General features: G+C 66.6%; 12 protein-coding genes and 1 riboswitch. Of the genes, 5 read left to right on the top strand and 7 right to left on the bottom strand.

The genetic code is table 11. The features are described 5' to 3' along the window. Positions 1-6: 6 nt before the first annotated feature. The 7 genes from ABID37_RS01080 to ABID37_RS01050 all read right to left on the bottom strand — a co-directional run bounded on the left by ABID37_RS01080 (position 7) and on the right by ABID37_RS01050 (position 5,761). A complete protein-coding gene (locus ABID37_RS01080; protein WP_354192109.1) occupies positions 7-513 on the bottom strand; it encodes a helix-hairpin-helix domain-containing protein in 507 nt (168 codons plus the stop codon). A gap of 68 nt (positions 514-581) precedes the next feature. After that, complete coding sequence (gene nuoF, locus ABID37_RS01075; protein ID WP_354192108.1) at positions 582-1,886, bottom strand: NADH-quinone oxidoreductase subunit NuoF; 1,305 nt, start codon at positions 1,884-1,886, stop codon at positions 582-584. A 10-nt stretch (positions 1,887-1,896) separates the two neighbouring features. After that, positions 1,897-3,024, bottom strand: coding sequence for an NADH-quinone oxidoreductase subunit E (locus ABID37_RS01070; RefSeq protein ID WP_354192106.1), 1,128 nt, complete (start codon positions 3,022-3,024; stop codon positions 1,897-1,899). After that, complete coding sequence (locus ABID37_RS01065) at positions 3,024-4,214, bottom strand: NADH-quinone oxidoreductase subunit D (protein WP_354192105.1); 1,191 nt, start codon at positions 4,212-4,214, stop codon at positions 3,024-3,026. The genes ABID37_RS01070 and ABID37_RS01065 overlap by 1 nt, the downstream gene beginning before the upstream one ends. Beyond that, a complete protein-coding gene (locus ABID37_RS01060; RefSeq protein ID WP_354192104.1) occupies positions 4,215-4,817 on the bottom strand; it encodes an NADH-quinone oxidoreductase subunit C in 603 nt (200 codons plus the stop codon). It abuts the gene before it with no gap. 6 nt (positions 4,818-4,823) lie between these two features. Further along, positions 4,824-5,405 carry a NuoB/complex I 20 kDa subunit family protein gene (locus ABID37_RS01055; protein WP_354192103.1) on the bottom strand — a complete coding sequence of 194 codons (582 nt, stop codon included), beginning with the start codon at positions 5,403-5,405 and terminating at the stop codon, positions 4,824-4,826. After that, entirely contained in the window at positions 5,396-5,761 is a 366-nt protein-coding gene (locus ABID37_RS01050; RefSeq protein WP_354192102.1) for an NADH-quinone oxidoreductase subunit A, read from the bottom strand. Before ABID37_RS01050 ends, ABID37_RS01055 begins: the two co-directional genes overlap by 10 nt. A 338-nt stretch (positions 5,762-6,099) precedes the next feature. On the opposite strand from ABID37_RS01050, the gene ABID37_RS01045 reads away from it, so the two are divergent. From ABID37_RS01045 to cobG, 5 genes are all read left to right on the top strand, one after another. Next, complete coding sequence (locus tag ABID37_RS01045) at positions 6,100-7,302, top strand: winged helix-turn-helix domain-containing protein (protein ID WP_354192101.1); 1,203 nt, start codon at positions 6,100-6,102, stop codon at positions 7,300-7,302. Between the two features lie 28 nt (positions 7,303-7,330). Beyond that, positions 7,331-7,536: riboswitch (cobalamin riboswitch) on the top strand. 36 nt (positions 7,537-7,572) lie between these two features. After that, positions 7,573-7,992, top strand: coding sequence for a DUF1636 family protein (locus ABID37_RS01040; RefSeq protein WP_354192099.1), 420 nt, complete (start codon positions 7,573-7,575; stop codon positions 7,990-7,992). Next, positions 7,989-9,026 (top strand): cobalamin biosynthesis protein CobW, encoded by a 1,038-nt coding sequence (gene cobW, locus ABID37_RS01035; protein ID WP_354192097.1) that lies wholly within the window; start codon positions 7,989-7,991, stop codon positions 9,024-9,026. Before ABID37_RS01040 ends, cobW begins: the two co-directional genes overlap by 4 nt. Before the next feature lie 34 nt (positions 9,027-9,060). Next, the gene (locus ABID37_RS01030) at positions 9,061-12,558 is read left to right on the top strand and encodes a cobaltochelatase subunit CobN (protein WP_354192096.1); all 3,498 of its coding nucleotides are present in this window, start codon (positions 9,061-9,063) and stop codon (positions 12,556-12,558) included. Next, positions 12,555-14,027, top strand: a complete 1,473-nt coding sequence (gene cobG, locus ABID37_RS01025; RefSeq protein WP_354192094.1) for a precorrin-3B synthase — start codon at positions 12,555-12,557, stop codon at positions 14,025-14,027. The genes ABID37_RS01030 and cobG overlap by 4 nt, the downstream gene beginning before the upstream one ends. The last annotated feature ends 2 nt before the right edge of the window (positions 14,028-14,029 follow it).

The raw sequence follows: 14,029 nt of genomic DNA, 5'->3' as shown, positions 1-14,029 counted from the left end.
TGATTTTCACTTTACCCGTTGCCCGTCCCGCAGCGCCGCCGCCTGCCCGGCCCAGTCATCGCGCCGGATGCGGCCGCGAAATCCGAGCGTGTCGTCCATCCAGGCGATCTCGGCGTCCGACCAGTCCGCGATCTGGCCATATGTCCAGACGCCGTAACCGTTGAGCACCGCCTCAAGCTTCGGCCCGATGCCCGAAATCGCCTTGAGATCGTCCGGCGCGACCGGCTTCTCGATACCATGCGGCTGGCCGCGATCCTTCGCGGCATCGCCTGCCACAGCCGTGCTCACCAGATGCAGCGCCGGCGCCGAACGCGGCGAGCCCGCTTCCTGAGGCGGCTTGTCGTCCAGCGACTGGAGCATGCGCTGCGAAGCCTCGCCCATGCCGCTGAGCGCGCCCAGCCACATGCCGAACGCCTGGCTGGCCAGGCCGAAGCCGAGCGCCGACGCGGCCGCCATCCCGGCGGCCGGATGCACGAACAGGTTGACGGCGCTGGCCATCTCCTTCGGCATCATTTCTGTCGCGTGGTTCTGCATGGTCTCGAAACCGTTAATCCTGCGTGTCAGTGCCGTTCCGGCCGCGCCTACTCGGCAGCGGCCAGCACCGGCTCGACCCGGTGGGCGTTGCGGGTGAATTCGTCGATGCGCCGCTCGATCTCCGGGCGGAAGTTGCGGATCAGGCCCTGCACCGGCCACGCGGCGGCGTCGCCCAGCGCGCAGATGGTGTGGCCCTCGATCTGCTTGCTGACGTCGAGCAGCATGTCGATCTCGCGCTTCTGCGCCTCGCCGCGCACCAGCCGCTCCATCACGCGCCACATCCAGCCCGTGCCCTCGCGGCACGGCGTGCACTGGCCGCAGCTCTCATGCTTGAAGAAGTAGGAGAGCCGCGCGATCGCCTTCACGATGTCGGTCGACTTGTCCATGATGATCATGGCAGCCGTGCCGAACGAAGACTTGCGCTCGCGCAAGCCGTCGAAGTCCATCGGGCAGTCGATGATGTCCTCGGCCTTCACCACCGGGCAGGAGGCGCCGCCGGGAATGACCGCCAGCAGATTGTCCCAGCCGCCGATGATGCCGCCGCCGTGCTTCTCCACCAGTTCGCGGAAGGTGGTGCCCATCTCTTCCTCGACCGTGCAGGGCGTGTTCACGTGGCCGACCAGCATGTAGAGCTTGGTGCCGACATTGTTCGGACGCCCGAAGGACGAGAACCAGGCAGCGCCCCGGCGCAGGATGGTCGGCGCAACGGCGATGGATTCGACGTTATTGACCGTGGTCGGGCAGCCATAGAGGCCCATATTGGCCGGGAACGGCGGCTTGAGGCGCGGCTGGCCCTTCTTGCCTTCGAGGCTTTCCAGCAGCGCGGTTTCCTCGCCGCAGATATAGGCGCCGGCGCCGTGATGGACGTAAATGTCGAAGTCGTAGCCGTTCTTGTTGTTCTTGCCGATCAGCTTGGCGTCATAGGCCTCGTCGATGGCCCGTTGCAGCGCCTCGCGCTCGCGGATGAACTCGCCGCGCACATAGATGTAGGCGGCCACCGCACCCATGGCGAAGCCGGCCAGCAGGCAGCCTTCGACCAGCGTGTGCGGATCGTTGCGCAGGATGTCGCGGTCCTTGCAGGTGCCGGGCTCGGATTCGTCGGCATTGACCACGAGATAGCTCGGGCGGCCGTCGCTCACCTTGGGCATGAACGACCATTTGAGACCGGTCGGGAAGCCGGCGCCGCCACGGCCGCGCAGGCCCGACGCCTTCATCTCGTTGATGATCCAGTCGCGGCCCTTCTCGACGATGCCTTTGGTGCCGTCCCAGCAGCCGCGCGACATGGCGCCCGCCAGCGACTTGTCGAAGCGGCCGTAGATGTTGGTAAAGATGCGATCCTTGTCCTGAAGCATCGTTCTTCCCTCAAACCGGCTTCTTGCCGAAGACGCGGACATATTCGTCCACGCCACCCTTGGCGAGCGCCTTGGCCTGCTTGACCCAGTCCTCGCGCTCGATACGGCCATGGAAATTGAGATAGCCGTCCACCCATTCGCGCTCGGCCTTCTTCCACGAAGCGACCTGCGCATAGGTGAAGATGCCAAGCTCGTGCAGGATCTTCTCGTTCTTCGGCCCGACGCCCGAGATCAGCTTGAGATCGTCGACGCTCGCCGGACGGGCGATGCCGGCCGGGCGGTTCCTATCGTCGAGCGACGGCTTCGCCGCCTTGGCCGGGGCTGCCTTCTTAGGCGCGGCGACGCTGACGGCCTTCTCGGCTTCCGGCGCGGCCTTGACCGTGGAGGGCGTCTTCAGCGCGGGGCTGGTTTCGGGCGCATCCGTCTTCGGCTTGCCGGCGTTGGACGGCGGCACCGGTGCAGCCTCCTCGGCCTTGGCCGGCGTGGCCGCCTTTGCCGCGCGGTCGCGGGTCGATTTCAGCACCGCCTTCTCGTCGGTCAGGCTGGTGAAGCCGCCGGCCGGAGCGGAGAGGAAGCGGTCGATCTGCGGGCCGGTGGGCACGCTGTCGCCCCTGCCCGCCTCGAACTCGTCGATGATCTCGGCCAGGCGCTCGGGCGTCAGGTCCTCATAGGTGTCCTTGAAGATCATGACCATCGGCGCGTTCACGCAGGTGCCCTGGCACTCCACCTCTTCCCACGACAGCGTTCCGTCCTCGTTGGTGTGGAACTGCTCGTGGTTGATCTTGGACCGGCACACATCCATCAGTTCGCCGGCGCCGCGCAGCATGCAGGGCGTGGTGCCGCACACCTGGACATGGGCGCGCGTGCCGACCGGCTTGAGCTGGAACTGGGTGTAGAACGTCGCGACCTCGAGGCCACGAATATAGGGCATTTCCAGCATGTCGCAGATCGATTCGATCGCGGCCTTGGTCACCCAGCCATCCTGCTCCTGCGCCAGCATGAGCAGCGGGATGATGGCCGACTGCTGGCGACCCTTCGGATATTTTGCGATCCACTTCTTCGCAGCCGACGCATTCTCCCTGTTGAAGGCGAATGCTGCTGGCTGGATGCTGGCATCTGCGAGACGGCGGACACTCATTAGCGGTCGACCTCACCAAACACGATGTCGAGGGAGCCGAGGATGGCGGCGACGTCGGCAAGCATGTGCCCCTTGCACAGGAAATCCATGGCCTGCAGATGGGCAAAGCCCGGCGCACGAAGCTTGCAGCGATAGGGCTTGTTGGTCCCGTCCGACACCAGATAGACGCCGAACTCGCCCTTCGGCGCCTCGACGGCGGCATAGACCTCGCCGGCCGGCACCTTGTAGCCCTCGGTGTAGAGCTTGAAGTGGTGGATCAGCGCTTCCATCGAGCGCTTCATCTCGCCACGCTTCGGCGGCACCACCTTGCCGTCGAGATTGGAAACCGGCCCGGTGCTCTCCTTGCCGAGCAGGAGGTCGATGCACTGGCGCATGATCTTCGCCGACTGGCGCATCTCCTCCATGCGGATCAGGTAGCGGTCGAAGCAGTCGCCGTTCTTGCCGATCGGAATGTCGAATTCCATCTCGTCATAGCACTCGTAGGGCTGCGACTTGCGCAGGTCCCACGGAGCGCCCGAGCCGCGCACCATGACGCCGGAGAAGCCCCATGCCCAGGCATCCTCCAGCGACACCACGCCGATATCGACGTTGCGCTGCTTGAAGATGCGGTTGGGGGTCAGAAGGTCATCGAGGTCGTCGATCGTCTTGAGGAACGGATCGATCCACTTGCCGATGTCCTCGATCAGCTTCTGCGGCAGGTCCTGGTGCACGCCGCCCGGCCGGAAATAGGCCGCATGCATGCGCGAACCGGAAGCGCGCTCGTAGAACACCATCAGCTTTTCGCGCTCGACGAAGCCCCACAGCGGCGGGGTGAGCGCGCCGACGTCCATGGCCTGCGTCGTCACATTCAGGATGTGCGACATGATGCGGCCGATCTCGGAATAGAGCACGCGGATGAGCTGGCCGCGTTTCGGCACCTCGATGCCGAGCAGGCGCTCGGCGGCGAGCGCGAAGGCGTGCTCCTGGTTCATCGGCGCGCAATAGTCGAGGCGGTCGAGATAGGGCACGGCCTGAAGATAGGTCTTGTGCTCCATCAGCTTCTCGGTGCCGCGATGAAGCAGGCCGATATGCGGATCGACGCGGTCGACCACTTCGCCGTCCAGCTCCAGAACCAGGCGCAGAACGCCGTGCGCGGCCGGATGCTGCGGGCCGAAGTTGATGTTGAAATTGCGGACGGAGGTTTCAGCCATTTACTGCTTCACCTTTTCATCGCCGGGCAGCACGTAGTCGGTGCCTTCCCACGGCGAGAGGAAGTCGAAATTGCGGAATTCCTGCTTCAGCTCGACGGGCTCGTAGACGACGCGCTTGGCCTCGTCGTCGTAGCGGACCTCCACGAAACCGGTCAGGGGGAAGTCCTTGCGCAGCGGATGCCCCTCGAAGCCGTAGTCGGTAAGGATGCGGCGCAGGTCCGGATGGCCGGAGAACAGCACGCCGTAGAGATCGTAGGTCTCGCGCTCGTACCACAGCGCACCCGGCCACACGCCCGTGACCGACGGCACCACCGTCTCCTCGCCTGCCTGGACCTTGAGGCGCAGCCGCAGGTTCCGCTTCGGCGACAGCAGGTGATAGACGACGTCGAAACGGTCGAAACGGGCCGGATAATCTGCACCGGACACGTCGATCATCGAAACGAAGCCGCACTTTTCGTCGTCGCGCACGAAGCGGGAAATCGTGACGATGTCCTTGGGCGCCACGGTGATCGTCAGCTCGCCATAGGCAAGCTCGCTCCGCAGAATCTCGACGCCGCCTTTCGCTTCGATATGGGCGGCCAGTTCACTGAGTGCTTCACTCATGTCATGTCACCGTTCGATGGTGCCGGTACGGCGGATTTTCTTCTGCAACAGGAGAAGGCCGTACATCAGCGCCTCGGCGCTTGGCGGACACCCGGGCACATAGATATCGACGGGCACGATGCGGTCGCAGCCGCGCACCACCGAATAGGAATAGTGGTAATAGCCGCCGCCATTGGCGCACGAGCCCATGGAAATGACGTAGCGCGGTTCCGGCATCTGGTCGTAGACCTTGCGCAGCGCCGGCGCCATCTTGTTGGTCAGCGTGCCCGCCACGATCATGACATCCGACTGGCGCGGCGAGGCGCGCGGCGCGATTCCGAAGCGCTCGCTGTCGTAGCGCGGCATGGCCGAGTGGATCATTTCCACGGCGCAACACGCCAGCCCGAACGTCATGTACATCAGCGAGCCGGTGCGCGCCCAGGTGATGAGCGCGTCGGCGGAGGTGACGAGGAAGCCCTTGTCGGCCAGCTCGTCATTGATGCCGATGAAGAACGGATCGTCCGACCCGACCGGCTTGCCGGTGCGCGGATCGAGAATGCCCTTGGGCTGCGGCGCGATCAGCGTGCCGGAATTGCTGCTCAATCCCATTCCAGCGCCCCTTTCTTCCACTCATAGATGAAGCCGATCGTCAGCACGCCGAGGAACACCATCATCGACCAGAAGCCGAGCATGCCCATGTCTCCGAAGGAAACCGCCCAGGGGAACAGGAAGGCCACTTCCAGATCGAAGATGATGAACAGGATCGACACCAGGTAGAAGCGGATGTCGAACTTCATGCGCGCGTCGTCGAACGAATTGAAACCGCACTCATAGGCGGACAGCTTTTCGGGATCGGGATCGCGATAGGCCACCAGGAACGGCGCCACGATAAGCGCCAGCCCGATCACCAGTGCCACGCCGATGAAAATGACGATCGGCAGATACGAACTCAGCAATTCGTTCATGCTGCAACTTTCCGTTGGCGGCGGATCCGCCTGAAACTAGCGCAGCCGGCCCTGTTACGGAAGCGTGACAGATTTGCCCCGGAACCCGTTCGGCCCCATGCTGCAACGCGGCGAGGGTTAGCGCAGGCGGATGGACGAAGCAAGTCAAACCTTGCCCGAAACGCCGCACCCTCCACTATATGCGACAAAACTGATCATCTTTGATTTCCTTCACTTTTTACTCCACTTTTACTCCTGACAGCGTTCCCGCCTTTTGCCTGCTAGCCTGCGGGAATCGGGCTGCCGCAAAGCCGGTCCGCTGCTAGGTTGCAAACGCATGGCAGATAGGCTGCAAACGCATGACGGAAACCATTTCGCCCACCCTGGCACGACGCATTGCACTGGCCGCCCAGGGCTTCGGCGCGCGGCGTCCGTCGCCCGGCGCCATCGACCGGCGGCACCTTTCGCGTTTCCTCGCACGCACCGGCCTTTTGCAGATCGACTCGGTCAGCGCCGTCGTGCGGGCGCATTACATGCCGCTCTATTCGCGCCTCGGGCCCTACCCGCTTTCGCTGGTCGATGACGCCGCCCGGCCGCGCCGGCGCCTGCTGTTCGAATACTGGGCGCACGAGGCCTCGTTCCTGCCTCTGGAGACATGGCCCCTGCTGCGCTGGCGCATGGAGCGCGCGGCGCGCGGCGAGGAAATGTATCGGGGGCTGGCGAAATTCGGCCGCGAGCGTTCGGACTTCATCGAGGAGATTTATCGCGAGGTGGAGACGCGCGGCCCGATCGCGGCATCCGACATGGATGGCCACAAGGGGTCCGGCGGCTGGTGGGGCTGGAGCGACGCCAAGGCCGCCTTCGAATGGCTGTTCTGGGCCGGCCGCATCACCACCGCCTTTCGCCGCGGCTTCGAGCGCGTCTACGATCTTCCCGAGCGGGTTCTGCCGCGCAACATCCTCGACCTGCCCGTTCCCGCGACGCAGGACGCCCAGCGCGAACTGTTGCGTATTTCCGCCCGCGCCCACGGCATCGCCACCGTCGCCTGCCTGCGCGACTATTTCCGCCTTTCCGCAACGGAAACCGTGCCGCGCATCGCCGAACTGGTCGAGGAAGGCGAACTGATTCCCGTGCGCATCAAGGGCTGGTCGCGGCAGGCCTATCTGCATCGGGACGCGCGCCTGCCGCGCAGGATCGACGCCCGCGCCCTGCTTGCCCCCTTCGATCCGCTGGTGTTCGAGCGCGACCGCACGGAGAACCTGTTCGGCTTCCGCTATCGCATCGAAATCTACACGCCGGCCGAGAAACGGCAGTACGGCTATTATGTCCTGCCCTTCCTGCTGGGCGACAGGATCGTCGCCCGCGTCGACCTCAGGGCAGACCGGCCGGCCAAGGTGCTACGCGTTCATGCCGCCTATGCCGAACCGCACGCCCCGGCCGAAACCGCTGCGGCGCTTTTCGATGAGCTGGAACAGATGCGCGGCTGGCTGGAACTCGACCGCATCGAGGTCACGCCCGCCGGCGATCTCGGCCCGGCGCTGGCAGACATGGCCGCGTCGTAGCCGCGCGTTGACAGCGCGCCCCGCCAAAGCCTAAATCCGCCAAGACGGTCTCCCCTTCCAAAGGAGGGGAGCTAAGAGGGAATGCGGTGCGGGATGTTCATCCCAACGCCGCGGCTGTCCCCGCAACTGTAGGCGGCGAGCCTTGCCGAACACCACTGGGTCGAAAAGCCCGGGAAGGCGGCGAAAAGGCGACAACCCGCGAGCCAGGAGACCTGCCGTCGACGAAACCGAGCCGAAAGCCTGGCGGGTGTCCCGGGCAAGGAGCATATTTTGGACTCAAGCCCAGCCCATCAGGCGACGCCACCCGTCAGCGACCGGGAAACCCGCGCGACGATCATCGTGTGCGTGTCCTGCCGCGACGCCAGCGGCTCGGATGCACATCCGCGCGCCGGCGAAAAGCTGGCGGAGGACACGCGCCGGGCCGCCGCCGGCGCGCCGGTCGAGATACGCACCGTAGAATGCCTCGGCAACTGCAAGCGCCGGCTCAGCGCCTCCATCCTCTCCGACGGCGCCTGGAGCTATGTGTTCGGCGACCTCGCCGAAGATTGCGGCGCCGATCTGGTCGCCGGTGCCCGCCTGCTCTCTGGAGCCGACGACGGCCTGATGCCGTGGCGCGGCCGCCCCGATTCGCTCAAGCGCGGCCTCGTCGCGCGCATTCCTCCTCCTGCCATCCTGAAGGATCGACCATGACCGCAACCCCCGCCCGCGTGCCCTGCACCGTCGTCACCGGCTTCCTCGGCGCCGGCAAGACCACGCTGATCCGCAACCTGCTGGAGAACAGCAAAGGCAAGCGCCTCGCCCTCATCGTCAACGAGTTCGGCGACGTCGGCGTCGACGGCGAGATATTGAAAGGCTGCGGCATCGACGCCTGCCCGGAGGAGAACATCGTCGAGCTCGCCAATGGCTGCATCTGCTGCACCGTGGCCGACGATTTCGTGCCGGCGCTGGACCAGATCCTGTCGCGCACGCCCAGGGTCGATCATATCCTGATCGAGACTTCGGGCCTCGCCCTGCCGAAGCCGCTGGTGCAGGCGTTCCAGTGGCCGACGGTGAAAAGCCGCGTCACCGTCGATGGCGTGGTCGCCGTGGTCGATGGTCCCGCGCTTGCCGAGGGCAAGGTCGCTTCCGACATGGATGCGCTCGCCGCCCAGCGCGCCGAAGACGAGTCGCTCGACCATGACGATCCGATCGAGGAGGTGTTCGAGGATCAGGTGGCCTGCGCCGATCTCATCATCCTTTCTAAGAACGATTTGCTGGACAAGGCCGCTGCCATCCGCGCCCGCAAGATCGTCGATGCCCATATCACGCCGGCCGTGAAGGTGGTCCCGTCCGAGCACGGCAAGGTCGATCCGTCGATCCTGCTCGGCCTCGGCCTCGCCGTCGAGGACGACATCGAAAACCGCAAGTCGCATCACGACGGCGCCGGCGACCATGAACACGACGACTTCGACACCTTCGTCATCGACGTCCCGTCCGTCACCGACCCCGAGGAACTGGCGCGCCGCATCGCCGCCGCCGCCGAGCAGGAGGACGTGCTGCGGGTGAAGGGGTTCGTGGAGGTTTCCGGCAAGCCGATGCGCCTGCTGGTTCAGGCTGTCGGTCCGCGCGTCAATCATTATTATGATCGCGCATGGACGGCCAATGACGACCGCCGCTCGCGGCTGGTGGTGATCGGCCTCAAGGGTCTCGACCGCCCGGCCATCGAGAAGATTCTGGCGGGCTGAACTAGGCAAGCGCGCCGCTCATCAGGATTGAACGATGCATATCCTGACCACCACCTCCGCCTCGCTCGATGATGTCATCGAGCCGGTCGACCTGCGCCAGACGCCGGGCGAGGTGGTGGCGCTGTCCTTCACGGACAGCGATCTCGCGGCGCTGGCCTCGGCATGGAAGGCCGAAGCCGACCGCCTGCCCTCCATGCGGCTGGCGGCGCTGCGCGACCTGCGTCACCCCATGTCGGTCGACCTGTGGGTGGACAGCGTCGCACAGCATGCAAAGGTCATTCTGGTACGTCTTCTGGGCGGCTACGACTGGTGGCGCTACGGCTGCGACCAGCTTGCCGCCACGGCGCGCGCAAAAGGCATCAGGCTGGCGCTGCTGCCCGGCGAATGCCGCGACGAGGACGAGCGGCTGGCGCAGGCTTCCACCCTGCCCCGCGAGGAACTTTCCCTGCTGCTGGGCTATTTCCGCGAGGGCGGCCCGGCCAACATGCAGGCGCTGGTGCGCCGTCTGGCAAGGCTGGCCGGCCATGAGGCCGATGCTGCGGCTCCCACGCCGGTGCCGCGGGCCGGCTATTACGAACCCGGAACAGGCGTTGTCGAAACACCGCTGCTGGCGGACGACAAATCTGCTTCCGTCGTGCCGATTCTCTTCTACCGTTCCATGCTGCTGGCGGACGACATCGCCCCCATCGATGCGCTGACGGCGGAACTGCGCCGCACCGGCATCGCGGCGGTGCCGGTCTTCGTCTCCAGCCTGAAAGACGTCGCCTCGCTCGGCTTCGTCGAAAAGGCGATTGCAGTTCTGCAACCGGCGGCCATCGTCACCGCCACGGCCTTCGCTTCGGGCGCGGAGCCGGGCGCGGAAACGCTGTTCGACCGCACCGGCATTCCGGTGTTTCAGGTGGTGGTCGCCACGACGAAACGCGAGGCATGGGCAAGCGGCCAGCGCGGCCTTGCGCCCGCCGACCTCGCCATGCACGCCGTGCTGCCCGAACTCGACGGGCGCATCATGGCCGGCGCCATCTCCTTCAAGGCCGAGGCGGAGGCCGATCCGGCCCTTGGCCTGCGCGCCAACATAAACCAGCCGGTACCCGACCGTATCGCGCAGGTGGCGAGGCGGCTTTCCGCCTTCCTGCGCCTGCGCGCCACGCCGCCGGCCGAACGGCGCGTGGTCGTCATGATCCCCGACTATCCGAGCGCGCCCGGCCGCACCGGCTATGCCGTGGGGCTCGACGTGCCGAACAGCGTGCTCGCCATGCTGCATGACCTGAAAGATGCCGGCTATGTGGTTGACCGGATTCCGCAATCGCCGCGCGCCCTGCTCGACATGCTGGATCATGGTGGCGAGGATTTCAGCGTCGATGACTACAAGACCTACTTCGCGGAATTGCCGGTTGAGGCGCGCGAGGCCGTGGCGCAGGCTTGGGGGCCTTGCGGGATACCCCTCTCTGGCCTGCCGGCCATCTCCCCCACAAGGGGGGAGAAAAGCAGCTTGGATGCCGGCTCCCCATTTGCGGCGTCGAAGATTGGCGAAAGCGTTTCTCCAAATCCGGCCTCCCACCTTGTGGGGGAGATGGCCGGCAGGCCAGAGAGGGGTGAACCCGCCACGACGCGCTTCACCTTCCGCGCCGCCACCTTCGGCAACGTCACGGTCGCGCTCACGCCCGATCGCGGTCGCTCCGAGGACCGCCGCGCCGACTACCACGATCCCACCCTGCCCCCGCGCCATGAACTGGTCGCCTTCGGCCTGTGGCTGCGCAAGGCGCTCGATGCCCACGCCATCGTCCATGTCGGCGCGCACGGCACGCTGGAATGGCTGCCGGGCAAGACGGTGGCGCTGAGCGAAACCTGCTTCCCCGAGATCGTCGCCGGCCCGCTGCCGATCGTCTATCCGTTCATCGTCTCCAATCCCGGCGAGGCGGCGCAGGCCAAGCGGCGCATTTCAGCCGTCACGCTCGGCCATCTGCCGCCGCCGCTGATCGGCGCCGAACTGGACGAGCACCAGCAAAAGCTGGAACGGCTGGTGGATGAATATGCGCAGGCAGACGGGCTCGACCGCCGCCGCCGCGACCGGCTGGCGAAGCTGATCGTGGAGACGGCCGCCGAGACCGGCCTCGCAGTCGAGGCCGGCGTGACAACCACCGACGCGCCCGACGAGGCGCTGCGCCGCATCGACGCCTGGCTGTGCGACCTCAAGGATTTCGCCGTCAAGGATGGGCTGCACATCTATGGCCGCGCGCAACCGGACGAGAGCGATCCGCTGCGCGTGCAAAGCGCGAAAGCGGAAAAATCCGGCCTTCTCGCCGCACTCGATGGCCGCCACGTCGCCGCCGGCCCGTCCGGCGCACCGGCGCGCGGCCGCACCGATGTGCTGCCCACCGGCCGCAACCTGTTCACCGCCGATCCGCGCACCATGCCGACGCCGACCGCCTTCGACCTCGGCAAGGCGGCGGCCAGCGAGGTGGTAACTGCCTATATGCAAACCCATGGCGACTGGCCGCGCGCGCTGGTCATCGACCTGTGGGGCTCGGCCTCGCTGCGCACCGGCGGCGAGGAAATCGCGCAGGGGCTGGCGCTGATGGGCTGCCGCCCGCAATGGGATGCCGCCACCGGCCGCGTCACCGGCATCGAGGTGCTGCCGCCGGCCGTGCTCGGCCGCCCGCGCGTCGATGTCACCTGGCGCATCTCCGGCCTATTCCGCGACATGTTCCCGACCCAGATCGCGCTGATCGATGCCGCCGCGCGCGCGGTCGCGGCACGCGACGAGGCCGACGACGAAAACCCGCTGGCCGCCCTCGCCCGCTCCGAAGGCCGCATCGGCCCGCGCATCTTCGGCTCCTCGCCCGGCACCTATGGCGCCGGCATCGAAAGCCTGCTTGCCAGCGGCGACTGGGAAAGCCGCGAGGAGATCGGCCGCGCCTATCTGGACAGCGCCTCCCATGCCTATGGCGGCGCGGAGGGCGAAGGCGTCGCCGCGCCCGGCGCTTTCGCGGACCGGCTGTCGGAGGCCGATCTGCTCGTCCATACCGGCGACGATCCCGGCCGCGACATTCTCGAAGGCTCCGCCGATGTCGCCTTCATCGGCGGGTTTTCGGCCGCTCTCGCAACGCTCGGCCGCAACGCCGACGTCATCGTGCTCGACACCACCGACCCGGCAAGGCCGAAACCGCGCTCGGTATCCGAAGCCGTTTCCCGCGTGGTGCGCGCCCGCGCCGTCAACCCCCGCTTCATCGCCGGCCAGATGCGCCACGGCCCGCGCGGCGCTTCCGAATTCGCCGAAACCGTGGACCGGCTGGTCGGCTTCGCCGAAACCACGCACGCCATTCCGGGCGCGCTGATCGAGGCCGTTCATGACGCCTATCTCGGCGATGAGAAAGTGCGCGCCTTCCTGCTGCGCGAGAACCGCGAGGCGGCGGCGCTCATCGCCGAGCGCTTCCTGTCTGCCCGCCGGCGCGGCCTGTGGCACCCGCTGCGCAACTCCGTGGACGACGACCTCGCAGCGCTGATCGCCGAGGCAAGGCAGGTGGCGGCATGAACGCCTTCGCCAGACGCGGCGCCTGCCCCGCCCTTTCCACACCGATGCAGACCGGTGACGGCCTGCTCGCCCGCCTCCACACCGTTGCTGGAGGTTTACCGCCCAAGGCGTTGATCGGACTCTGCGAATCGGCCCTCCGTCACGGCAACGGCATCATCGACGTGACGGCGCGCGGCTCGATCCAGATTCGCGGCCTCACGCCGTCGTCTGCGCGTGAACTGGCCCGCGAGGTCGCTGTGCTGGAGATCGACGTGCGCACCGGCGTGCCGGTCGAGACCGGCCCGCTGGCCGGCATCGACGCCCAGGAGATCGCCGACCCGCGCCCGCTGGCAAATGAAATCCGGGCCGCCATCGAAAAGGCCGGCCTTGGCGCGCGGCTCGGCCCAAAAGTTTCCGTGGTGGTGGATGGCGGCGGTCGCCTGCCCATGGACGCCGTGCTGGCCGATGTGCGGCTTGCCGCCTGCGGCAACCCGGCAACATGGCATCTCGCCATCGGCGGAACTGCGGCGAGCGCCCGGCCACTTGGCTTCGTCGAAGAGGCACAAGCCTGCGCCGCAACCATCGCCATCCTCGAAGCCATTGCCGCCCTGGGCCGCGAGGCAAGGGCGCGCGATCTGGATGCGCAGCGTATCGTTGCGGAAATACCCCTCTCTGGCCTGCCGGCCATCTCCCCCACAAGAGGGGAGAATGGATTGGGAGAAACGCTTTCGCCAATCTCCGTCGTGGCAGATGCGGAACTGACGCCAAAACTGCTGCTCTTCCCCCTTGTGGGGGAGATGGCCGGCAGGCCAGAGAGGGGTAATCTTCAAGCCGGGCCAACAAGCACTCCCGTCTCCATGTTCCCGCTGGCAGATGGCACGCTCGCCCTCGGCCTCGCGCTGCCCTTCGGCTCGATGCCGGCCGAAAGCATCATCGCGCTGGCGCAAGGCGCGATTGCCCTCGGTGCGGCCGAAATCCGCCCCGCGCTGGCGCGATCCCTGCTGTTTCCCGGCATGAGCGCCGACGCCTGCGGGACACTCCGGCAAGCCGCAGCCTCCCTCGGCTTCGTCACCGATGCTGCCGACCCACGCCTTTCGATCGTCGCCTGTCCCGGCGCCCCGGCCTGCGCCTCGGGCAAGATCGCCACGCGGAGCCTGGCCGAGCGCATGGCCGCCCACCATGCAGATTTGCTCGACGGTTCCTTCACGCTCCACGTTTCGGGCTGTGCAAAGGGCTGCGCGCATCCGGCTCCAACCACCCTCACCCTCGTCGGCCATGACCTTGATGACCATGACGGCGGCGCGGGAATCGCGCTGGACGCAACCGCCCGGGCCCCAGCCGCCGAAGCGCATGTTGTCGCTGACGCGCAAGCCGGCATCGCCCACATCGCTTCGCTGGTGCAGGACATGCGCCATGCTGACGAAACCGTTGCCGCCTGCCTCGCCCGGCTGGGTGCTACAACCGTGACAACCGCCTTCATGCAGGAATGAGA

Source organism: Aquamicrobium terrae (genome assembly GCF_040545735.1).
Lineage (GTDB): Bacteria > Pseudomonadota > Alphaproteobacteria > Rhizobiales > Rhizobiaceae > Mesorhizobium > Mesorhizobium terrae_A.
The sequence above is the reverse complement of the archived record's forward strand: the minus strand, read 5'-3'. Positions and strand labels throughout refer to the sequence as shown.